Annotated in this window: 16 protein-coding genes; 4 read left to right on the top strand and 12 right to left on the bottom strand. The window is 47.8% G+C overall.

What is annotated here, in order from left to right:
• Positions 1-46 precede the first annotated feature (46 nt).
• Positions 47-1,624, top strand: a complete 1,578-nt coding sequence (locus tag A1sIIB106_RS00175; RefSeq protein WP_095676918.1) for a hypothetical protein — start codon at positions 47-49, stop codon at positions 1,622-1,624.
• On the opposite strand, the gene A1sIIB106_RS00170 is transcribed toward A1sIIB106_RS00175, so the two are convergent.
• The 3 genes from A1sIIB106_RS00170 to tmk are packed head-to-tail and all read right to left on the bottom strand — an operon-like array spanning position 1,621 to position 6,359.
• A complete protein-coding gene (locus A1sIIB106_RS00170; RefSeq protein WP_095676917.1) occupies positions 1,621-3,144 on the bottom strand; it encodes an alpha/beta hydrolase in 1,524 nt (507 codons plus the stop codon). The genes A1sIIB106_RS00175 and A1sIIB106_RS00170 overlap by 4 nt on opposite strands.
• A complete protein-coding gene (locus A1sIIB106_RS00165) occupies positions 3,144-4,313 on the bottom strand; it encodes a DNA polymerase III subunit delta' (RefSeq protein WP_095676916.1) in 1,170 nt (389 codons plus the stop codon). The genes A1sIIB106_RS00170 and A1sIIB106_RS00165 overlap by 1 nt, the downstream gene beginning before the upstream one ends.
• The gene (gene tmk / locus A1sIIB106_RS00160) at positions 4,314-6,359 is read right to left on the bottom strand and encodes a dTMP kinase (protein WP_095676915.1); all 2,046 of its coding nucleotides are present in this window, start codon (positions 6,357-6,359) and stop codon (positions 4,314-4,316) included. It lies immediately after the preceding gene.
• 108 nt (positions 6,360-6,467) lie between these two features.
• On the opposite strand from tmk, the gene A1sIIB106_RS00155 reads away from it, so the two are divergent.
• On the top strand, positions 6,468-6,824 hold the full coding sequence (locus A1sIIB106_RS00155; protein WP_095676914.1) for a type II toxin-antitoxin system Phd/YefM family antitoxin: 357 nt from the start codon (positions 6,468-6,470) through the stop codon (positions 6,822-6,824).
• The gene (locus tag A1sIIB106_RS00150; protein ID WP_190277176.1) at positions 6,821-7,216 is read left to right on the top strand and encodes a type II toxin-antitoxin system VapC family toxin; all 396 of its coding nucleotides are present in this window, start codon (positions 6,821-6,823) and stop codon (positions 7,214-7,216) included. Before A1sIIB106_RS00155 ends, A1sIIB106_RS00150 begins: the two co-directional genes overlap by 4 nt.
• On the opposite strand, the gene galE is transcribed toward A1sIIB106_RS00150, so the two are convergent.
• The 9 genes from galE to A1sIIB106_RS00105 all read right to left on the bottom strand — a co-directional run bounded on the left by galE (position 7,217) and on the right by A1sIIB106_RS00105 (position 21,401).
• Complete coding sequence (galE, locus tag A1sIIB106_RS00145; RefSeq protein ID WP_095676912.1) at positions 7,217-8,185, bottom strand: UDP-glucose 4-epimerase GalE; 969 nt, start codon at positions 8,183-8,185, stop codon at positions 7,217-7,219.
• 17 nt (positions 8,186-8,202) lie between these two features.
• Positions 8,203-9,795, bottom strand: coding sequence for a hypothetical protein (locus A1sIIB106_RS00140; RefSeq protein ID WP_095676911.1), 1,593 nt, complete (start codon positions 9,793-9,795; stop codon positions 8,203-8,205).
• Positions 9,796-9,797: 2 nt separating this feature from the next.
• Positions 9,798-12,563, bottom strand: a complete 2,766-nt coding sequence (topA, locus tag A1sIIB106_RS00135; protein WP_095676910.1) for a type I DNA topoisomerase — start codon at positions 12,561-12,563, stop codon at positions 9,798-9,800.
• Between the two features lie 29 nt (positions 12,564-12,592).
• Positions 12,593-14,878 (bottom strand): sodium-translocating pyrophosphatase, encoded by a 2,286-nt coding sequence (locus tag A1sIIB106_RS00130; protein ID WP_190277175.1) that lies wholly within the window; start codon positions 14,876-14,878, stop codon positions 12,593-12,595.
• A gap of 116 nt (positions 14,879-14,994) precedes the next feature.
• Positions 14,995-16,689 (bottom strand): glycoside hydrolase family 13 protein, encoded by a 1,695-nt coding sequence (locus A1sIIB106_RS00125; RefSeq protein WP_095676909.1) that lies wholly within the window; start codon positions 16,687-16,689, stop codon positions 14,995-14,997.
• A gap of 27 nt (positions 16,690-16,716) precedes the next feature.
• The gene (locus tag A1sIIB106_RS00120; RefSeq protein ID WP_095676908.1) at positions 16,717-17,541 is read right to left on the bottom strand and encodes a carbohydrate ABC transporter permease; all 825 of its coding nucleotides are present in this window, start codon (positions 17,539-17,541) and stop codon (positions 16,717-16,719) included.
• Positions 17,538-18,377, bottom strand: coding sequence for a carbohydrate ABC transporter permease (locus A1sIIB106_RS00115; RefSeq protein ID WP_095676907.1), 840 nt, complete (start codon positions 18,375-18,377; stop codon positions 17,538-17,540). The genes A1sIIB106_RS00120 and A1sIIB106_RS00115 overlap by 4 nt, the downstream gene beginning before the upstream one ends.
• 141 nt (positions 18,378-18,518) lie before the next feature.
• On the bottom strand, positions 18,519-19,850 hold the full coding sequence (locus A1sIIB106_RS00110; protein WP_190277174.1) for an ABC transporter substrate-binding protein: 1,332 nt from the start codon (positions 19,848-19,850) through the stop codon (positions 18,519-18,521).
• Positions 19,851-20,012: 162 nt separating this feature from the next.
• Positions 20,013-21,401: a glycoside hydrolase family 32 protein gene (locus A1sIIB106_RS00105; protein ID WP_095676905.1), complete on the bottom strand. Its 1,389-nt coding sequence runs from the start codon at positions 21,399-21,401 to the stop codon at positions 20,013-20,015.
• A gap of 23 nt (positions 21,402-21,424) precedes the next feature.
• Between A1sIIB106_RS00105 and A1sIIB106_RS00100 the strand changes: the two genes are divergently transcribed.
• Entirely contained in the window at positions 21,425-22,081 is a 657-nt protein-coding gene (locus A1sIIB106_RS00100; protein WP_095670477.1) for a DedA family protein, read from the top strand.
• The last annotated feature ends 1 nt before the right edge of the window (position 22,082 follow it).

The following is a 22,082-nucleotide window of genomic DNA, read 5'->3' as shown; positions in this document are numbered from 1 at the left end:
CAAGTTGAGGCTGGTTTCGTGCGGTTGGGGTGCCTATTCTTTGGGTATGAAGAAGATGGCGGCGGCTGTTATGGTCTTTGGGCTTTTGATCGCTTGTGCAGCGCCCGTGTCTGCTGAACAGAAGAGAACTGTCTGGGACATGGATCGTTTGAGCACTTTGCCTGCTGACCAAGTTAGAGCTCTTTTTGGATTTAGCGCACTAACTTCAATTCAGGATGACCATAGCTGGATCACTGGAAATAGCGGTGCAAATTCTTTTCAATCAGTGCTTGCTCCATGCGGGAGTCTTAAAAAAATTGATTTGAATTACACGACTTGCATTGAAAAAGTTTCTTATCGGAAACAAGGTTCAAACTCTTGGCAGATCGCGGCGTTGAGCAAGGTTCAATTAGGAGAACCAACTACAACGATAGTTAAGGGGAAAGTCATAGTTGGGCCAATCGCGTCTGATGAGAATAGTGGTAGACCTAGTGGCGACAAGGCATCGCTCTGGACAATGACTGGTTCACCTCATTCAGCTGGAAATGACTATTTATTGAGAACTAGATTTATTGGTAGCACTGATAATTGTTGTCAGATGACATTTAAATCAGAACTTATCCCAAGTAGTTACCCTGTAAACAGTGGTGTCGTAACGCAAGACAAGTTGCGCGTTGAAGAGTTTTCAAAAGGATTTGAGTACCAAGTTCGACTGCGAATGGGGGTTTACATTAAATCCCTAACTGGGTGGTTTTTCGGCCGCATTTCAGAACCAAAAATTGATAGGAATGGACCAGAAGGCTATTTGGAGATAACTGGATCTCCTGCATTTGTACCTATTGGACTTACTAATGATATTCCAGTGGCGAATGCGGATAAATACTTTGATCCAACTTGGTGTGCCGAAGTTCGAATGAAAACAAAGGGGCCATGTGGAAGCATAAATAGGCTTTATAACAAGGCATTTACTTACACAAATGAAGAAGGTTGGGACCCCGAAAGTTTAGGAAGATGGGAGTCGGCGCCTGGAGGAGTACGCACGGTCGCTACTCTTTCATCTTGGTCATTGGACTCTTCCTTCTTCTATGAAATGGCAGCCGACAAAAGTGCAACCAAATGCATCATGGATGTATATGGATACTCTGCTAACGCACGGGTCTTCCAGGGAGCAGTATTTTCAAATGCAACTATGTTTCAAACCTCTCCGCCTGAATGGGACGAAACAAATAACTCCTTTACTTTTAGGGTCGCTTCTCCACACTTAGATGAGAGAGGTTTGGCAAATAAGGGTTTTTATACACTTTATATACCGACTGAATTGGCTAAATGCCGTTGGGGCGAAGCAACGGCATCGGCGAGAGCTGAAGTTCAAATTGTTAATTCGGATGGCAAGACGTCTGTCACGACTGTTGCCGCCACAACAGAAGATGGAAATTTCCGATTCAATATTGCCGGATTTGGTTATTCATCACCGACCATAAAAATCCGAATGGGTAAAGACATTCCGCCGCCCATTGAAGGGAAATCGGAGACTTCTCCTTCCAATAAAATGGTCGCAATAAAATGTGTGAAAGGTAAGACTGTGAAGAAGGTTTTAGCAGTTAAGCCCGTTTGCCCTAAGGGTTACAAGCAAGTTCCTGCCTAAAGGGTGCAGGTTAAGTTTTTCTTAGGCATTTTGCCTTGGAGTAAGTAGGAATCCACGGCGTTATCAACGCAGGCGCTGCCACGGCCTTGGCCGGTGTGGCCATCGGCGTCGAGGGAGATTAGTTTTGAAGTAGTGAATATTTCGTGGAGACCAACTGCCCAGTCGTAAGGGGTGGCAGGGTCGCGGGTTGTACCGATGACAATTATTGGCGCGGTATTAATAGAAGTAATTTTGTTTGTGGTGCGCGTGAGTTTGTCTTTAGGGGCTGGTGTTAAGAACTTGCAGGCGATATTTGTGTAAGCAAGGTATGGACCGAAGACTGGTGCGCGGTCGGTGAAGCGTTTTGCATCTTCTTTTGTTTTGTCGATGCCGCGAGTGTCGGGCCAATCAAGACAGTCGATGATGGCGCCGGAATCTAGCTCGTTGGACATGTACATGCCATCTGATGAGCGGCCGGTGTATTGATCGGCAAGATCAAGGAATGTGTCACCAAAACCACGTTGGCCTTCAAGGAATGCGGTGCGAAGTTTTGGCCAACCGTCAGCGTCATCGTAAAGAGCTGATGCGGTGCCGAGAATAATCAGTGATTCGGTGGCTACGCGGTCGTCATTTTCAACTTTTGTTTTGCGTGGAAGTGGATTGGTGGCCGCCGTTGTGAAGAGTGCGATGATTGCGGCTATTGCTTCTTGGCGGTTTGCAGGAAGTGGGCAATCATCTTGTTTTGCGCAGTCTGCAAGGAATGCATCGAGTGCAATGTCGAAGCCAACTGCTTGAGAAATGTTTTGCTCGAGGATTGAAATGTTTGGATCTAGTGCGCCATCGAGAATCATGCGGCCGACTTTGTCTGGGAAGAACTGGGCATAAAGTGTGCCGAGGTAGGTTCCGTAGGATTTTCCGAAGAAATTAATTTTCTTATCGCCAAGTGCTGCGCGCAGGATGTCCATGTCACGGGCAGATTCTGCTGTTGAGTAATGGGTTAAGAATTCGTTCTTCTCTTCGCATTTCTTGATGAAATCCTCTGAATCCGCGAGCGCCTTTTCGAGTTCTGCCTCGGTGTCGGGCTTGGCATCAGATGCGTAACTGGCATCGGTTTCTTCATCGGTTAAACATTCAATTGGTGCGCTGCGGTCGACACCGCGAGGGTCGAAGCCCACGATGTCGTAACGATCGAGAACATCGGGATCAAAGACGTATTCGGCGTTATAGGCGTAGTCAACGCCAGAGCCGCCGGGGCCGCCGGGGTTAACGATTAGTGAGCCAATGCGATTCTTTTGATCTTGGGCTTTGTAGCGAAGCACGGCTAACTTGAATGTTCCAACGGTTAAGTCGGCGTAATCAATTGGTACGCGCAAGTCGGTGCACTCGAAATCTTCGTAGCAAGTTGCCCAGTCGAGTTTCTGGTTTTCATAGGCAGCTAAATCAGAGAGTGGTTTTTCAATCGCTACATTGGAAGCACATCCTGTTGCAACGAGTGCAAAGGCGAGAGTTAGAGCGGTGAGAAAAGGGGTGCGTTTTTTCATTAGGCCAAACGACACATCAAGGCTTCGATGGTTAAAAGTGGTGCTGCGTTGTGGCTCAAGTTGGTCCTGGCTTCCATTATGGCGTTGACCTTCTTTACCGTCGCGTGAGCGGGTGTTTTATGCGCATAAGCGGTTATTTGATCGGTCATATCTATGTTGATTATGGAATCTGTGGCGCCAGCCTGAACCATCATGACATCGCGATAGAAAGTGGCGATATCAAGTAGGGCGCCATCTAATGAATCGCGCACCATGCGGGTGGCGCGAGATTTCTGTTCTTTCTCAAGTTCTTTGATCGCCTTTGATCCACCGGTTGCCATGCCGCGACCGGTTGCGCCTCTGCCATATGCCTCGGCGAGCGCTGCGGTTTCTTTCTCATCGCGCTCTTCACTTGCCGCGTTTGCTTCTTGCGTTGCGAGGTCCACAAGTGTTTGTGCTGCTTGAAATGCTGCGGCGATTGAGGAAAGTTGAAGTGGCAGCTTCATGATTTGGGCGCGGTTACTGCGCACGTGTTCATTGGTTGCGATGTAACGGGCGCGGCCGATGTGGCCCTGTGAAACCCGGGCTGCGAAATCTGCCATGGCAGGTGAAATGCCATCGCGGTTTTCGAGAACGGCGGTGACATCTTGGGTTGATGGCGTGCGCAGTTGCAGGTGGCGACAGCGCGAGCGGATGGTGGGCAAGATCTCGTGAAGCGTTGGGGCACAAAGCAACCAAACGGTGCGAGCGCCGGGTTCTTCGATCGCTTTGAGAAGTGCGTTGGCGGCGGATTCGGTCATGCGGTCGGCATCTTCCATAACGACTACGCGCCAGCCGCCCATGGAGGGCGCCCAGGATGTGCGAGTCAGGAGCTCGCGGACCTCATCGATCTTGATGGAAAGGCCTTCGGTGCGGATGATCTCGACGTCGGGATGACCCCCGGTCAGGGCGCTACGGCACTCCTGGCAGGTGCCACAGCCACCATTTGGGCAGATCAGGGCTGCGGCGAAGGCAACTGCGGCAGATGAGCGACCAGAACCGGGCGGGCCGGTGAAGATCCAGGCGTGGGTCATTCCGTGTCTAGAAGTTTCTTGAGATTCGGCGTTGGTGCGCGATGCCGCGACTGCGCCTTGCAAGATTTCGGTGATGTGGGATTGGCCGACTAGAGAGTCAAAGACGGATGTTTTCATTTAGCGTTTGAAGATTTTCTTTGCAGGCTTATCAGTTTTTGCAATTGCTGGAAGTTCGGCAACGCGCGCGATGATCGCGTTGTGAATTTCTTGAATCGTTTGTTTTCCATCTACGACTAGATAACGTTCTGGATCAAGACGAGCAAGTTGCAAGAACTCTTGGCGCACGCGCTCGTGGAAGGCAAGTGGTTCTGCTTCTAAACGATCTGGGTTGTGCAGGCGACCGATACCGATTTCAGCGGGCAAGTCGATAACAATTGTTAGCGTTGGGAAAAGAGATTCAGTTGCCCAACGAGAAATACGAGCAACTTCTCCTGGTGCAAGTACGCGGCCGGCGCCTTGATAGGCAATTGATGAATCAAAGTAACGGTCGGTAATTACAACTTTGCCTTCAGCAAGGGCTGGGCGAATAATTGAAAAGACATGGTGTGCGCGGTCTGCGGCATAAAGAAGTGCTTCAGCGCGCGGGCTGATAACACCTGTTTCATGTCCGAGCAAAATCTTGCGCAGGCCTTGTCCTAAATCTGTGCCGCCGGGTTCGCGCGATAAGACAACGCTTTCACCGCGGGCCTCTAACCACTCTTTAAGAAGTTTTGATTGTGTTGATTTGCCGGTGCCTTCGCCGCCTTCGAATGCGATGAAGACGCCAGTTGTTGGTGCACCGGTGATGCCGCCGAGTTCGCCCTTGAGTGCGTTTGCAATATCTGACCAGAGCGAAACACTTGGACGGTCTTTCATCTGGTGATATGAAATTGCGCCGATGAGCGCTGCAATTAAACCTGCGATAAGAATTGTTACTTGTGCGCCGTTGAAGTCGAAGGTTACGTTCTGAATTTTGTAGGTATGAACGCCGAAAGCTGCGGCAACTGCGGGTGCGATGGCAAGAACTGCAACCAAGGTGATGCGGATAAGTGATTGCACGAATGCGAATGTGCGACCGCGTACTTCATCGGCAACTTCCATGCCCAGCATCGTGAAGCCGGTAACCCAGGTGATGCCGCTAAATGCGCCAAGGAAGATCACCGTAAAGACCGCCAGAACGAGGTTTGGTATTAAGGCGAGGAGAACAAGGAAGATGCCGGCCGTTGTAAGTGATGCTCCAAATAAACGGCGGCGTGAAAATTGCGCAAAAATCTTTGGGCCAAATGCAATACCGATTGCAAGACCGGTAAAGACTGCGCCGAACAAGACACCGTATGCAGCATCACCGCCGCCGAGATCGCCCACGAATGTGCGGGCAAGACCAATAACAGCACCGGCTGCAGAAAAGGCACCGATCATGCCGACTACAAGGCCGCGGATTAACTTGGTTTCGCTTACCGATTTCCAGCCATCGTGAAGTGATTTCCAAATGTTTTCATCTTTAGCTTTTTCGGCAGCGGCGCCCTTTGGAATCTCTTTAAGGCCCCAGATAGTAAATGCGGCGAATGCGAAGGTTGCAGCATTTGCATACAGTGCAATATCAACAGAGGTACCAATTGAAAATGGAAATAGCGATTCGATAGCTGAGGCAAAGAGCGTTAAGAGCGAGAACAAGATCGCAGCAACTGGTGCTGTGCCGTATGCGGCCAAAAGTGATGCTTGATTTGCGCTCTCTAACTTATCTTTACCAACTAAATTTGGAACCGTTGCTTCCTTTGCCGGTGACCAGAAGAGTGTTAAACATTCGACCAAGATCATTGCGGCGTATAACCAGAAATATGTATTAACGATTGGAATCGAGATATAAAGTCCGGCGCGGAAAATGTCGGCGGTGACCATTAATTTGCGGCGATCAAAGCGATCTGCGATAACTCCGGCGATTGGGCCTAAGAAAACTGCGGGCAGAAGGCGGGCGATAAAAACGCCCGCGATTGCAAAGTTTGCAGTTGCATAAGATCCGCCAGAAAGTTGTGCAGCAAGTGCCGTGGTTGCAAGCAGTCCTAGCCAATCACCCAGGGATGAGAAGACCATCGAGTTCCATAGCTTGCGGAATGCGGGGATAGCCAGAACGCTGCGCGTTGCATCCTGCGCCGGGGCGGCAGGGGTCGGCAGGCTAGCGGGCATGTGTGAAGTCTATCGGGCGCAATCGAGGCGCTAAATAGGGGCGAAAAGGGCTTTAACTAGGCGATTAATTAGATGTAGCACTTTTACCGTTTGTGCTACCTTTGCAGCATGACAACTGCAGCACGTAAACCAAAGCCGACTGGCGCAACGCGAAGTCCAGCTAAGAAGCCTGCGACAAAAGTGGTGGCTGTCGATTCTGTTGGTGTGCGCGAACTTCGCCAAAATGCTTCAAAAGTTTTAGATCAAGTTAAAGATGGTGCAATTATCGAAATCACCGAACATGGTGTGCCGGTTGCGCGCATATTGCCAATTACCAAGTCGCTTTACGATGAGTACATTGAAAGCGGTTTGATTAAACCTGCGCGTAATCCCGATTGGCGACCACATCCAGGCCGTGTAAAAATGACGGGTTCTAAGACTTCAACCCAAGTATTGATGGAAATGCGCGCTGAGGAACGATATTGAGTTGGTATATCGATAGCTCTGCAATTCTCAAGTTAATTTTTATTGAGAAGGAAACAGCCGAATTAGATAAGGCTATGAAGAACCGCATGGTTACATCCGCAATTACTCGCGTCGAGGTGAAGCGAACAGTAAATCGGATTAATCCCAAGATGATCTTTGTTGCGGATGATGTTTTAGCTCAAATCGAATCCCTGACTTTAGAACAAAAGGTTTTAAACTTTGCTGAAGCATTTAATGAGGATGTCTCGCTTCGAACTCTTGATGCTATTCATGTTGCATCCGCAATTCTCATATCTGGTTCGATTGACGGAATGATCACTTACGATAAACAGATGGCAAAGAATGCGAAGAAGATGGGGATAAACGTTTTATCGCCTGGTGCCAAGGTTTAATTAGAAGAGGCTACGAATACTTTCTTCCAGGCTGTACTTTGATTTGAATCCAAGTTCTATCGCAGCTAAATCAACGTTTGCGCATAGAAATGCTGGATCTCCAGCACGTCGTGGCGCCTCAATAACCTGAGCATCGCTCTTATTTATAGCCTCCAGCACTAACTTTACGATCTCGCGCACTGATGCGCCGCGGCCTGTGCCGACGTTGATAATTGCTGGAATTGGCTTAGTTGCGTTAGCTGCAACCAAGTGCGCTGCCGCGATATCACGAACATCTACATAGTCACGTACGCATGTGCCATCTTCAGTCGGGTAATCAGTGCCGAAGATAACTGGCGCTTCGTTATTGCTTAATTTGCCCAAGACAATTGGTACAAGGTTTTCAATAGAGTTATCGAGCAGCTCGTGTGCTGCGGTGCCAACAACATTGAAGAAGCGAAGCGATGTTCCAGAGTTACCTGGAGTATTTATAAATTCAGTAACTTTGCTTTCGGCATCAAGCTTTGTTGAGCCATAAGGAGAGATTGGTGCAAGCGGACCGTTCTCTTTACAAGGATCCATGGTGTCTGGGCTACCGTAGACAGCTGCGGTGGAAGAGAACAAGAATTTCTTCACGCCATGCTTTTGCGCAAGATTTAACAACTCTGTTGTTGCAGTGAAGTTAACTTCTTTGTACTCATCTGGCTTCTCAACAGATTCGCCAACTGCTTTAAGCGCTGCTGTGTGAACGATGCCGGCAAAGTTGTTGTTTTCTAGAATGTTTTCTATCGCTGTGTAATCGCGAATATCTACTACTTCTAGTGGAATATCGGTGTTGTGCTTCTTGCGCAGGTAATCAACGCGTGAAGAAAGTCCTTGGTAGAGCGAATCTAGTAGAACTACATCTTTGCCATCTGAGATAAATAGGTCAGCAATATGTGTACCGATATAGCCCGCACCGCCAGTAATTAGCCATTTCTCGCGGTCCATAGTGGGAGTTTAGCCCTTTATTTCTTTTTATATCCCGTAGGGCATTTCGGCTTCAGAGAAACTACCTGCTTGACAGATTTTCCCTTTACGCAATTAATGACCTTTTTAGCTGGTGCAGTAGTTGCTTTCTCGACAGATTGAGTAGGAGCGAATGACTGCTCTCCCATTTTCAATCTAATGGTTGGTGAGGAGTATCCAAAACCTGCGATGTTAAATCTCAATAATCCATTTTCTTGTGTTGCAACGGCGGTCGTAATTGATGAAGTCCCATCTTTGTTAACGATCTGCACTTGTGCCTGTGGAAGTGAAGCATCTTGTCCCCATCGGCAGTTAGCCTGATCTACCGGAATGTAAAGCGTGTAGAAACCTTTATTCGGCAAACCTTTTTCATCTAAATGTGGTGATGCGACTTTGAATGAGAAGGACTTTGAAAGCTCATCCCATTCCGGCGGCGTTCCTTGATAGAGCGTTGCATTCGAACTAACAGCTCCCATAAACACTCTGGCGCTCGGCCCATAAAGTTTGTCTGTGCATTGCTTCGCTGAAGAATTCAAGGTGGTCACGTCGCTTAAGCGAGATGAGTCGAGTTCCCAATGCGTCAACGTTGCAGCAGTTTTTACTCCACCTGGAACTTCTTCAAAATCGGCTAATAGTTGTGGGTCTGGTCTATCGATGGCTGGAAAGAACGCAGCTTTGCCAAAGGTGTTTGCTGTCCAATAGCAGCCTCCAACCTCTGGGCACTTACCTAAATATTTTTGAGGAATCTCTGATTTATTAATTACATTTGTAATTCCGACTGGCACCTTTGCTGGTGTACCAGAAACTTCTAAATAACCCGCTGGTCCATTTCTATCGATAGACGGGTCTTGGATTCTGCCCAAGAACCACCCGGATAGGGATTTAATGAAAACTCCCATACGCAGTTTGAGTTTGTATTCATATCCTTCAGGAAATTCTTCAACTTTGAATTTGTCTTGGGTGATTGTTGCGCCAGATGCGGTGAAGCTGATCGGCAATATCTCCATCTTGAATAAACGCTGTAAGCCGCCGTCTATGGAGGAGATGTTATCTGCGCCTGGGTGCCTAATGGTTGCACGCACTAGGTAACTCGAGCCTTTGGCATGTTTTGCACCTGGCATCTCCCAAATTGTTGCTCTATCTCCCGGAGGTCTCAATGTTTTGGAATCGCTCGTGACAGGTTTGCCAACAACTAAATCTCCACCTTTTTTAATGGTTGTTGTTGGTTCACCCAAGGAAATCTTGGAAAGAGCGGAATCACTCCACTTCGTATCACCCTTTTTGCGATAAGCAACATTCTCAATGCAAGCATCAAAATTCATATCAATTTTTTTAAATGATGTGCAAGGCGAAAGCAGGACGCTGAAGTATTGATAGGGCTTAGCATCCTGAAGAGTTACCGTAAAGCTGTAATCATCGTTTACTGAACGATTAGGGAAGAACCCAAAGATTGCACGCATTTTATTTGGATCTGTAACATCCGATAACTTATTGAAGTCCCAGGACGACCGCACATCTGCCGCATTTACAGTTCCTAGCGGCGCAAATAGTGAAAGCGTTAATAGTAAAGCTGTAAGAAACGCTCTTCTCATCTTTAATCCTTTTTGGCTTTGCCAGTAGCTTTTTTCGATGCTTTTTTCTTAGTTGCAGCCTTCTTTACGGTGTTCTTGGTAAGAGTTGGCGCAGCATCACCAGGCTTAACTTTCGCTGCTTTCTTGCGTGATTTCTTTGGCGATGGACCGTTTTCGGCTTCCCATGCGCGGCGTCCGGCAAGAAGTTCGAGTGCGCGCTCAATAGTTAGCGCTTCAAGAGTGTCACCGCGACGCAGCGTCGCATTGGTTTCGCCATCGGTTACATACATACCGAAGCGACCATCTTTAACGATAACTTCTTTCTCAGTTGCTGGATCTTTACCGAGTTCTTTAAGTGGTGGCTTGGCAACGCCGCGACGCCGCTCTTTTGGCTTTGAGTAAATCTCAAGTGCTTCATCGAGTGAAAGCGAGAAGAGTTGGTCTTCGCTGGTAAGTGTGCGTGAATCAGCGCCAGCCTTTAGGTATGGGCCATATCGACCGTTTTGAATAGTTATATCTTCGCCGGCGGAGTTTGTACCAAGGATGCGAGGAAGTGAGAGAAGTTTTAGCGCATCATCAATGGTGATGGTGTCGAGAGTCATTGTAGAAAGAAGGGAAGCGGTCTTTGGCTTTGGTGCATCTTTCTTCTTGCGCTTCTTCTTTGGTTCGCCCTTGTCATCTAGTTCGACGGGTTCTTCTGGGAAAACTTCAGTGATGTAAGGACCAAAGCGTCCTGACTTTGCAATTACTTCAAGTCCGGTGTTTGGATCGGTACCGAGTTCGCGTTCACCTGATGGTGCAGCGAGAAGCTCGATAGCTTTTTCAAGAGTTAACTCATCTGGCGCAAGTTCTTCAGGAATGTTTGCAAGTTTGCGATCTTGATCTGGAATATTTTCTTGCAGGTAAGCGCCGTAGCGACCAACGCGGATTTCGATGGTGTCAGATAAATTCATGGTGTTTGTTGCGCGGGCATCGATGCCACCGAGATCGAGTGACAGTTCATCAAGTCCTGGTTGTCCGTCTACGCCGTAATAGAAATCGCGGAGCCAATCAACGCGGCCGGCTTCACCCGCTGCGATCTTGTCTAGATCTTCTTCCATTGACGCTGTGAAGTCGTAATCCACGAGCTTGGTGAAGTGGGTTTCGAGAAGGCCAGTAACTGAGAAGGCTAAGAATGTTGGAACAAGTGCGCGACCGCGTTTGTAAACGTAACCGCGATCTTGAATTGTTTGAATGATGGAAGCAAATGTTGATGGGCGGCCGATACCGAGTTCTTCTAGTTTCTTAACGAGAGTTGGTTCGGTGTAGCGCGCAGGTGGCTTGGTGTCGTGGCCTTCGCAGTTGTATTCGCTGACCTTGATTGATTGGCCAACTGACATTGCAGGAAGGCGCTTATCGGTTGCCTCTTCATCGACCTTGGTGTTTTCATCGACGATATCGTCGTATGCGGCAAGGAATCCTGGAAATGTAATTACGCTGCCGTTGGCGCGGAAGATTGTGTCTTTGTTATCTGAAGTTTTGGCATCGAAGTCAACGCGCATCTGCATCTTCTTGGCATCGGCCATTTGGGATGCGACAGTGCGCTTCCAGATGAGGTCGTAGAGTGCGAATTCATCGCGAGAGAGTTCTGGGGCAAGTTCGCCTGGAGTTTTAAATGTATCTCCTGCTGGGCGAATCGCTTCGTGCGCTTCTTGGGCGTTCTTTGATTTACCTTGGTAAACGCGTGGAGCATCGGCAACATGGTCTGCGCCGTAAAGAGATTTTGCAGCAGCACGTGCGGCGTTGATTGCTTGTGCGGAAAGATTGATTGAGTCGGTACGCATGTAGGTGATGTAACCGTTTTCGTACAGACGCTGTGCAACGCGCATCGTGATTTGTGCGCCCCAACCAAGTCGTGAACCAGCATCTTGCTGCATGGTTGAAGTGGTAAATGGTGGCTTAGGGCGTTCGGTGCGTGGAGATTCCTCCATTGATTTAACAGTTAGCGCAGTTGATTTAAGTGAATCAACAAGCGCGTGCGCTGACTTTTCATCAAGGAGCAAGATGTTTTCAAGGGACTTTTCTTTAACTGCGCCGTCGGCTCCAAAGTCACTTGTTGACGCTACTTTCTTGCCTTCAACAGAAAGTAGGCGAGCGGTGAAGCCAAGTTCGCAAGTTGCATTTAGATCCCACCAAGAAGATGAGATGAAGGCCATGCGTTCGCGTTCTTTTTCAACGATTAACTTTGTAGCAACTGATTGCACGCGGCCGGCCGAAATACGTGGCATAACTTTCTTCCAAAGAACGGGAGAAAGTCGGTAGCCGTATAAGCGGTCAAGGACGCGGCGAGTTTCTTGGGCATCAATTAAGTTGTAATCAAGATCGCGAGTGTTATCTACAGCTGCTTGAATTGCTTCTTTGGTGATTTCATTGAAGACCATGCGCTTAATTGGAATCTTTGGTTCAAGGACTTCAACTAAGTGCCAAGCAATCGCTTCGCCTTCGCGGTCTTCATCTGTTGCCAGTAATAACTCGTCGGCGCCTTTCATTAACTCTTTGAGTTCGGCGACCTTGGCTTTTTTATCTGGGTTAATGACATATAAAGGTGCGAAATCATTTTCGATATCGACGCCTTCTTTAGACCAAGCGAGCTTCTTTACCTCTTTAGGAATGTCGGCTGCGCGCTGAGGAAGATCGCGGATATGGCCGACGCTAGCCTCGACGATGTAGCCATCGCCGAGGTAGTCGCCAATCTTGCGCGCCTTCGCTGGTGATTCAACGATCACCAGTTTCTTTAGGTCTTTTGCCATTTCGTCCTAAGAGTGGGGAAGTAAATCTCTTAGTACTCGATTGAAGTTGCTTGGCGACGGCTGCGAATTAACGCGCCGATAATCAAAACAACTGCAACGAGTGCGATGATCAACGATGTTGACTGCTGTGTTGGAAGTGCGAAGCCAACGATTGCAGGTGTAATCAAGAGACCAACGAGGTTCATAACCTTGATAAGTGGGTTGATTGCAGGACCGGCGGTGTCCTTAAATGGATCTCCGACAGTGTCACCAACAATGGTTGCAGCATGAGCATCTGAGCCCTTGCCGCCGTAATTTCCATCTTCGACCATCTTCTTCGCGTTATCCCAAGCTCCGCCTGAGTTTGAAAGGAAGACAGCCATAAGTGTTCCGGTGCCGATTGCACCTGCAAGGTATGCACCGAGTGCTCCAACGCCGAGACCGAAGCCGACTGCGATTGGTGCCATCACTGCAAGAAGTCCTGGTGTTGCAAGCTCGCGTAGTGAATCGCGAGTACAGATATCAACAACGCGGCCGTATTCAGGCTTTTCAGTGCCCTTCATAATTCCTGGGTGAAGTTTGAATTGGTTACGAACTTCCATAACCACGGCACCTGCTGCGCGAGAAACTGCGTTGATTGCAAGACCGGAGAAGAGGAATACAACTGCGGCGCCGATGATTAGACCAACGAGGTTACGTGGATCTGCAACATCGAGAACGCCTTGGTATTGAAGTGCAACTTCTTGGCCTTCGCCAACAGCCTTGATAACTGCTTCCTTGATTGCATCGGTGAATGCACCGAACAACGCGGTTGCGGCAAGTACTGCAGTAGCGATTGCAATTCCCTTAGTGATCGCCTTAGTTGTGTTACCAACTGCGTCTAGTGAGGTAAGGATCTGTGCGCCTTCGCCCTTAACATCGCCTGACATTTCAGCGATGCCTTGTGCGTTATCTGAGATCGGACCAAATGTATCCATCGCAACGATTACGCCAACTGTTGTTAGCAAACCGGTACCTGCGATTGCGATTGCAAAGAGTGACAAGACGATTGATCCGCCACCGAGTAAAAATGCGCCGAATACTGCGGCTGCGATCAAAATCGCTGAGTAAACAGCTGATTCGAAGCCAACTGAGATACCAGCCAAAATAACGGTTGCTGCACCTGTTTGAGATGAAGCAGAAACATCGTTTACTGGGCGCTTTCCAACTTCGGTAAAGAAGCCAGTTAGAACCTGAATTGCTGCAGCTAGTGCGATACCGATTAATACAGCGCCAAATGCAAGCACGCGTGGGTTGATATTTCCTGCTTCTTCAAGAACCTTTGGAGAGAAGTTTGTAAGTTGATCAAACTTTGCAGGTAGGTATGTAAATGTTGCAAGACCAGTTAAACCAGCAGAAATAACTGCTGATAAGAAGAATGAGCGGTTGATAGCAGCCATTGCTGACTTATCTGTTGAACGCATCTTGGTGAGGAAGATACCGATAACTGCAGTGACGATACCGATTGCAGGAACGATCAATGGGTAGATCAAACCTTCGTTACCGAAAGCAGCCTTACCCAAGATAAGTGCGGCAACAAGTGTTACGGCATATGACTCGAACAAGTCTGCAGCCATACCAGCGCAGTCACCAACGTTATCGCCGACGTTATCTGCAATTGTTGCTGCGTTGCGTGGGTCATCTTCAGGAATATTCTTTTCAACTTTACCGACAAGGTCAGCTCCGACATCTGCTGCCTTGGTAAAGATTCCGCCGCCGACGCGCATAAACATTGCGAGCATCGCTGCGCCGAAACCGAATCCTTCAAGAACGGTTGGTGCGTTTTCGCGGAAGATAACAACTGCGCCAGCTGCACCAATAAGTCCGAGACCAACTGTTGTCATACCGACAACGCCGCCGGTGCGGAATGCGATCTGCACTGCCTTTTCTGCGTTCTTCTGACGAGCAGCTTCAGCAACGCGCACGTTTGCGCGAACTGCGAGCCACATTCCGTTGTAACCAACGAGTGCAGAGAAACCTGCGCCCATAAGGAAGAAGAGTGAACGGCCGACGCGGATTGAAGTTGTGTCAGCAGGAAGTGCGAAGAGTAGGAAGAAAACGATTCCTACGAAATATGAAAGTGTGCGGAACTGGCGCGCAAGGTATGCAGCAGCGCCTTCTTGCACAGCAGCTGCGATTTCGCGCATCTTTTCTGTGCCTTCGCTGGCAGCGAGAACTTGGGCGCGTAGAACCCAGGCGATCGCAAGAGCGAGAAGTGAAATCGCTAGGACCACGTAGGTGATATTTAGGTTTGCGCCGGTTACTTGCACATTGGACAGGGCGGCAGATGCTCGCATGGGTTCTCCTCCGTTGGAGAGTCAGTGCGTCCTTTTCGAGGGTAAGGACGCGAAGATGGGCGTGAGTCTACATATACATATCTATTACATTGCAAAACAGGCGGGCTGGATTGGGGCTAGCGGAAGGAGCGGACCCAGACCGTGGTCGCTGGTGGCAGATCGTTGCCGGTGGTTTCAATGCCGTGGACGAGATAAACGCCCTTTTCGGCTAAGGGGCCAGATGCGTGGATGACTTCGCCGATGCCGTCGAAGTTGTAATAGTTGCGGCCGAAGTTGGTGATGCAGTGCAGACCATTTGGGCGGGAGAAGTGCAGAACTGAGTTGTCACCGGTCTCGTGCCAGGTGATCTCTTCTGCGGTGATCAAGTTTTTGCGAAGCGCCAAAGCTTTGCGGAAAATTGAAAGTGGTGAGCTTGGATCGGCGCTTTCAACTTCAATTGAGTAGTCGCCAAAGTTCTTTGGTTGTGGCAGATGCGCTCCACCATCGCCGAATCCAAATGATGAACCGCTCTTTGTCCAAGGAAGTGGGACACGGCATCCGTCGCGACCCTTATCTGCTTTTAGGTTGCGCAGGTACTGCGGATCTTGGATCTGATCTTCAGGGATATCCATAACTTCGTGGATTCCGAGTTCTTCGCCTTGGTAGATATATGTGCAGCCAGGAAGTGCCATGATCAACATCGATGCAGCAACTGCAGATTGGGTTCCGAGTTTTTCATCGAGTGGACTTGATGTTCCGTTTGAGTTGCGCCAACGAATGCGGTCGACTGTTGGCAGCAGACCAAACTTTGTCGCCGGACGCATCTGATCGTGGTTATTTAAACACCAGGTAGTTGATGAACCATTTTTCTTGGCATAACCCAGTGCGCGATCGATAATTGTTTTGAATTCATATGCGTTAAATGCGGCATCCAAGAATTCGAAGTTAAAGCTCTGGCCGAGTTCATCGGTGCTGGCGTATTTAACGAGAGCTTCTGCTGAAACATTTGCTTCTGCAACGGCAACGCGTGGTGGGTCATATTGGTTAAATAGCTTGCGCCATTCTTTATAAACTTCATGAACTTCGTTGCGGTCAAATAACACGTTGGTGCCTTTAGCCGCATCGAGCTCTTTATGGCTAGCAAAACGTGGTTGGCTCTTAAGTGGTTCTGATAAATCTTTCTTCATTGCGTGTGCAACATCGATACGGAAACCATCTACGCCGCGATCTGCCCAGAACTTAAGGGTCTTTAAGAAATCTTCTTCGATCTCGCGGTTATCCCAGTTCCAATCAGGTTGTTCTGGTGCGAATAAGTGGCAGTACCACTGGTTGTGCTTGCCGCCCATTTTGGATTCGTGGGTCCAAGCACTTGGCGCAAAGTGTGAAGGCCAATCAGTTGGTGGAAGTTCGCCATTAGCGCCCTTGCCATCGCGGAAAATATAGCGATTTCGCGCTGCAGAACCAGGCTCTGCGGCTAGCGCTTCTTTAAACCAAAGATGCAAATTTGAAGAGTGGTTAGGGACAATATCTACAAAGATACGGATTCCGGCTGCATGTAGTTTTGTGAGCATCTCGTCAAAGTCTGCAAGTGAACCAAGTTTTGGATCAACATCGCGGTAATCGTCAACATCGTAACCGCCATCTACAAGTGCTGATGGATAGAAAGGTGATAACCAAACGGCATCAAGGCTTAGTGAAGATAGGTAATCGATCTTTGAGGTAATGCCTTTGATATCACCGAGACCATCGCCATTTGAATCTTTAAATGAACGCGGATAGATCTGATAGACGACAGCCTGACGCCACCAATTTTTATCTTTAGATAAAGACATTTTTCTCTTTCTCTTTTTATTTACGAATTACTTAACGGCGCCGGCGGCAATACCGGAGATAAATTGCTTCTGTAGAACTAAGTAGAAGGCCAAAATTGGAATAACTGCAAGTGCAAGCCCTGCCATAGCTTGTCCATACTCAATAGAGTACTGGCCGTAGAAGAGGTAGGTAGAAAGTGGCAGCGTCTGCGTTTCTTGGGTAAGAACTAGGCGCGGCAATAGGAAGTCGTTCCAAATCCAGAGCGCATTGATAATTGCAACGGTTGCGGTAATTGGACGCATCATTGGGAAGATGATTTTCCAGAATGCGACCATATCTGATGCTCCATCAATGGATGCCGCTTCATCGATCTCGGTTGGGATCGTTGTGATGAAGCCATGATATAAAAATGTAGATAGTGCAGTTCCGAATCCAATATAGAAGAAGATCAGCGCAGCTCGGTTATTTATGGAGACGAATGGAGCGAATCGAGAGATAAATGGAATCATCAGCGCTTGGAATGGCACGATCATGGAAGCGACAAGTACCAAGAAAATGTACTTCGATGGTTTTGATTTTGTGCGAGCTAAGTAATAGGCCAACATCGATGAGGAAATAATAAGAAGTGAAACGCTAAACACTGTAATGATGAGTGAGTTAGTGAGTGATCGGAAGAACTCCATTTTGGTGTATGCCTGTTGGAAGTTCTCCCAAGTAATTGTTACTGGCAGGGCTAATGGGTTAGCCAAGATGTCATATTTGAGCTTGAGTGCGTTAACGAAGACTAAGAAGAATGGGAAGACATAAGCAAAGCCCAAGGTAATCCCAATTGCGAAGGTGGCTCGCCTGCCCCAACGTGCGCGGGTATTCATCGCTGGACCTCGTATCTCTTAGAGATTGTTACTTGAACCAGGGCGGCAAGTGCAACAACGATGAACATGATGACAGCCTTTGATTGACCGGTACCAAAGTTTCCTTCGCCGAAAGCATCTTGGAAGATGTGCAGAGAAATCAATTCAGTTGTGCGGAACGGTCCGCCTTCGGTTAGTGCAACGTTCACGTCATAAGCCATGAAGCCCCCTCGCAGCGTCAAAAAGAGCGCGATGGTAAAGGCTTGGGCCATCAAAGGAATCTTGATTGCAAAAAGAGTTCTTAGAGGGGAGGCTCCGTCAATCTGCGATGCTTCAAGAACATCGTTTTCAATTGAAACTAGCCCCGTTATGTAAACAATCATCATGTAGCCAGATGATTGCCAAACGGTAACGATGATCAGCGCCCAAAATGCTTTATTTGTATCTTGCAGCCACGATTGTTTAAAGAGCTCCCAATCGTATTTATTTGCCAGGGCGACAATTGCGCTATTAAAAATAAATTGCCAAATAACACCGAGGACTACACCGCCCACGAGGTTTGGCACAAAGAATAGGGTGCGAAGAAAGTTTCGGCTTCGTAAGTTCGAAGTAACGATGAGTGCAAGTCCGAAGGCCACTACATTTACTAAAACTAGAGAGACGACAACGAAGAGCCCTGTAAATCGAAGAGTTGTCCAAAATTTTGGATCTGCAAATGACTCTGCATAATTGCTAAACCCAACAAACTTATCGACTTTAAATCCATCCCAATCGGTGAAGGTGTAATAGAAACCATTCACAAAAGGAACTACAAGAACGACTGTAAAGATTGCAAGTGGCAGGGCAGCAAACTTCATGAATTTCTTCAATGACCTTGCTTTTCTCACTTGGATCTCCTAATTCTTTTTCACTTGAAGAAAATCATCCTGAGGCGAGTTTCCTCGCCTCAGGATGATTTTATTTACTTCTTGTTTGACTTAAAAGTGGTGGAAGCGAAATTACGCCGCTTCTCCACGCCAAGTCTTTGCTTTGCCTTTCCATGCATCCTGAATCGCCTTAGCAAGGTCAGCTGAGCTGATCTTGTCGGTGAAGTACTGCTGCATAGATACCTTTCCAACTTCTTCCTGGAGTCCACCTGGGTAGTAAGAGTTAATCCAGTCAAGAGTCTTTCCAGCGTTTACATACTTCGCGATATCGCGAGACATGCTTGTAGCTGGCTCTGTCTTGAAGCCCTTGTATACCGGGATGAATCCCATTCCACCTTCAGTTACTGGATCAGCAACGAAGCGCTGTCCCTGAGGTGATGTGTAGAGCCATGTAAGGAAGTCAATTGCGCCATCGCGCTCAGCCTTAGTTGACTGCTCGTTATCGATCATGAAGTAGCCAGGAACGCCGACAGGGATTGAATCGTTTCCGTATCCCTTTGCATCGTTGCTCATTGGAAGGTTAATGATTCCGAAATCAGTTCCCTTTGCTGCTGTCATCAAGTTTGGCTCTGTCCAGTTTCCTTGGAACATGAATCCGTAGTTTCCGCTTGCAAGTGCTGCAATTGAAGCATCGTATTCAGTGTCTGTGAGGTTTGCTGGTGATCCGTTGTACTTCTTTAGAAGGTCGTATGTAGCGATCCAGTTCTTGAATGCTGCATTCTTTGTAAGGTCCAACTTTCCATCTACAAGTGAATCTAGAACCTTAAGGCGAGCCTCACGGTCTTTACCTGCAGTTGTGTGGAACATGTTTGTGAAGTGTGCACCAAGTGACCACCAGATAGCTGAGAAGTGAATTGACTTCTTGCCCTGTGCTTGAAGCTTCTTAAATGCTGCTTCTAGATCTGCACGTGTCTTGATCTTTGTAACATCGATACCTGCAGCCTTGATTACCTTCTTGTTGTAAAGAAGTCCGAAAGCTTCAGCTGTTGATGGAAGACCAACTTGCTTACCGTTGACATTTCCTGCTGAAAGAAGTTCCTTGGTAGTTAGCTTTGCAAGCTTTGTACCCTTCAAGTCCATGACCTTGTCAGCCATTTCAGGAATGAATTGTAGGTCGTACATAATTGTTGGAGCATCCTTAGCAGCGTACTTTGGAGTTACGTTCTGAAGGAATGTGATGTTGCGATCACCAGGGATCGACTTAAGTGTGTAGCAGCTCTGGCTCTTGTTGTAGCTAGATGCTGCAGCCAAGAACTGGTCTTGGATTTCAGTCTTAATTGTTCCGAGCATTGTTACAGTTGTCTTCTTTGCACATGTTGCTGCTGTAGCAGTTGGCGCTACAGAAACAAGTGAAAGTGCAACTGCTGAAGCGATTAGAAGCGCTCCAAGCTGTGTCTTCTTCATATATTTCCTCTCAAGGGGCAGCCGGCAGAGAGTTACCGACTGATTTGAGGGGAAAAATACACGAGCCGCGCAACCCAAAATCGGACAATTGGTGCTTTGCTCGTAACGATGTAATGACATTTTCAGGGTTTTTTGCAGGTTTTTGCAGTGCTATGCGGGGCTTTAACGGCGTGGCGCGATAGCCCGAACGGCGATCGAACGGGGTGGCTGGCATCCTTCGGCGATCTCGAAGGAAACGCTACGGCTCACCCCAGATAGAAATAAAAGATCCGTTATTACAAGAGTTCCACCTACCGCGAAGATTTCAACTGATGCGCTGCCAACAATTGCGCAGATATCAAAAGTCTTTTCATCGCCAGTTAGACGTGCGCTATGAATATGGGATGAGGGGATTTCATTCCAAGCGTTGCTGCGATCAACGAAAAGAGATTTACTTTTGGCGTCATAGCCAAACTCAAAATAGCTTCCGGCATCTGCGGTTACGCGAAACTTTGTTGAAAGACCTTCGCTTGTCGAAATAGATGCCTTTATTTGCAACTGCTCTGATTTGTCTCCTGCCGATAGCTTCTCACCAAGATAGTTATCTAGCTCTGCAACTGGATTTGCAGCGAGTGAGATCTTTCCATCTTTAGAGACCAGTGTTAGCTCGCGTGGAAGCGTCATCGCTCCGCGCCATGGTGATGTTGGAAAGCCGTGTGCATATTCCCAGTTGTTCATCCATCCGATAAAGACGCGGCGCTGGTTTGGTACGTCGTTAAATGTGACACCGGCGTAATTGTCGCGGCCGTAATCTAACCAATTAGTTTTTACATCGTCGGCAATGAATTCTTTTCCGTCCCAGTCACCAATAAAATATTGTGTTCCGGATCCACCAGTTAAACCACCTGGGTTAATTGAAATTAGCAGAACCCATTTGGTACTGCTTTCATTGCCGTCTACAAATAGAGGAAATAGATCCGGGCATTCCCAATCGCCATCGGTGGCGCCAACTGGGCCAAAGTCACTTAAATGCGCCCAATTCTTTAGATCTTTTGATGAATAGAAAGAGACTTTTCTTTCTTTGGGAAGAACAATGGCCATTAACCAAGATTCTGTTGTTCTATCCCACATCACTTTTGGATCGCGGAAGTGGTTTAGTTGTAAATCAAGAACCGGATTGCCTTCATATTTAACCCAGGTCAAACCTTCGTCGAGGCTATATGCCAAAGCCTGCGCTTGGTGTGAATCGTCGTGTTTATGTGCGGTGTAGATAGCCACCATGGCCGGGTTTTCTAAAGTGCCAAAGCCTGTTGTATTAAAGTAATCAACTACCGCGCTACCCGAAAAAATTGCGTATGAATCATCGCAGGCAATAGCTACTGGCAACTCTTTCCAGTTAATCAAATCTTCGCTGACTGCATGTCCCCATGACATATTGCCCCAAATATTTTCGAAAGGGTTATGTTGGAAGAAGAGGTGGTATTTACCTTTATAGAAGATCAACCCATTTGGGTCGTTCATCCAGTTGCGCTCAGGTGAGAAGTGCAACCCCGAGCCTGAATGCGAAGACATGGCGCGTACCTTATCCTCTAGGTATGCATTTTTCCCAAACGGTTAATCTCTTTGATGCGCATTCGATAATTTCAACACTTGGCCTAATAGGCATTCTCGCCATAATTTTTATGGAAACTGGTTTATTGATCGGTTTATTCTTCCCAGGAGACTCACTTTTATTTCTAGCAGGTGTCGGCGCTTCGGGTGCGGCTGCAAAAGTCTTCGATGGTGTGCAAATTGAGATCATTTCGTTATTAATTGCAGCACCGCTTGTTGCAATTATCGGATCACAGACTGGCTACTGGATTGGCGCAAAATACGGGGTAAAGCTCTTTGATCGCCCCGATGGCCGCATTTTTAATCAGAAGAAAGTGCAAGCAACGCAGAAATGGCTAAATAAATATGGCACCGGTAAGGCTTTGGTTTTAGCGCGCTTTATTCCATTTGTAAGAACGTTGATAAATCCGATGTGCGGAATTGTGGGAGTGCCTGCAAAGAAATTCTTCCTCTGGAACGTAGTTGGCGCAGTTATTTGGACGCAATCGGTAATTGGCTTGGGCTTTTTTCTAGGCGAACGTATCGAGGGAAGCGTTGATAAATATCTGCTTCCAATAGTTGGTTTGATTATTGCGATAAGCGTCTTGCCGGTTGCGCTAGAAATTCTGCGCGAATGGCGCACTAAACGCCATTTAAGTTAAT

The organism is Candidatus Planktophila lacus (assembly GCF_002288325.1).
Taxonomy (GTDB): domain Bacteria; phylum Actinomycetota; class Actinomycetes; order Nanopelagicales; family Nanopelagicaceae; genus Planktophila; species Planktophila lacus.
This window is presented reverse-complemented; position numbering and strand designations above follow the sequence as displayed.

Excerpts from the sequence above, each read along its gene's own strand:
- A1sIIB106_RS00125 (WP_095676909.1), bottom strand. The coding sequence starts at position 16,689 with ATGTCTTTATCTAAAGATAAAAATTGGTGGCGTCAGGCTGTCGTCTAT.
- A1sIIB106_RS00155 (WP_095676914.1), top strand. The coding sequence starts at position 6,468 with ATGACAACTGCAGCACGTAAACCAAAGCCGACTGGCGCAACGCGAAGT.
- A1sIIB106_RS00165 (WP_095676916.1), bottom strand. The coding sequence starts at position 4,313 with ATGAAAACATCCGTCTTTGACTCTCTAGTCGGCCAATCCCACATCACC.
- A1sIIB106_RS00115 (WP_095676907.1), bottom strand. The coding sequence starts at position 18,377 with ATGAAGTTTGCTGCCCTGCCACTTGCAATCTTTACAGTCGTTCTTGTA.
- A1sIIB106_RS00105 (WP_095676905.1), bottom strand. The coding sequence starts at position 21,401 with ATGTCTTCGCATTCAGGCTCGGGGTTGCACTTCTCACCTGAGCGCAAC.
- A1sIIB106_RS00175 (WP_095676918.1), top strand. The coding sequence starts at position 47 with ATGAAGAAGATGGCGGCGGCTGTTATGGTCTTTGGGCTTTTGATCGCT.
- A1sIIB106_RS00120 (WP_095676908.1), bottom strand. The coding sequence starts at position 17,541 with ATGAATACCCGCGCACGTTGGGGCAGGCGAGCCACCTTCGCAATTGGG.
- A1sIIB106_RS00110 (WP_190277174.1), bottom strand. The coding sequence starts at position 19,850 with ATGAAGAAGACACAGCTTGGAGCGCTTCTAATCGCTTCAGCAGTTGCA.
- galE (WP_095676912.1), bottom strand. The coding sequence starts at position 8,185 with ATGGACCGCGAGAAATGGCTAATTACTGGCGGTGCGGGCTATATCGGT.
- A1sIIB106_RS00100 (WP_095670477.1), top strand. The coding sequence starts at position 21,425 with ATGCATTTTTCCCAAACGGTTAATCTCTTTGATGCGCATTCGATAATT.
- topA (WP_095676910.1), bottom strand. The coding sequence starts at position 12,563 with ATGGCAAAAGACCTAAAGAAACTGGTGATCGTTGAATCACCAGCGAAG.
- A1sIIB106_RS00130 (WP_190277175.1), bottom strand. The coding sequence starts at position 14,878 with ATGCGAGCATCTGCCGCCCTGTCCAATGTGCAAGTAACCGGCGCAAAC.
- A1sIIB106_RS00140 (WP_095676911.1), bottom strand. The coding sequence starts at position 9,795 with ATGAGAAGAGCGTTTCTTACAGCTTTACTATTAACGCTTTCACTATTT.
- tmk (WP_095676915.1), bottom strand. The coding sequence starts at position 6,359 with ATGCCCGCTAGCCTGCCGACCCCTGCCGCCCCGGCGCAGGATGCAACG.
- A1sIIB106_RS00170 (WP_095676917.1), bottom strand. The coding sequence starts at position 3,144 with ATGAAAAAACGCACCCCTTTTCTCACCGCTCTAACTCTCGCCTTTGCA.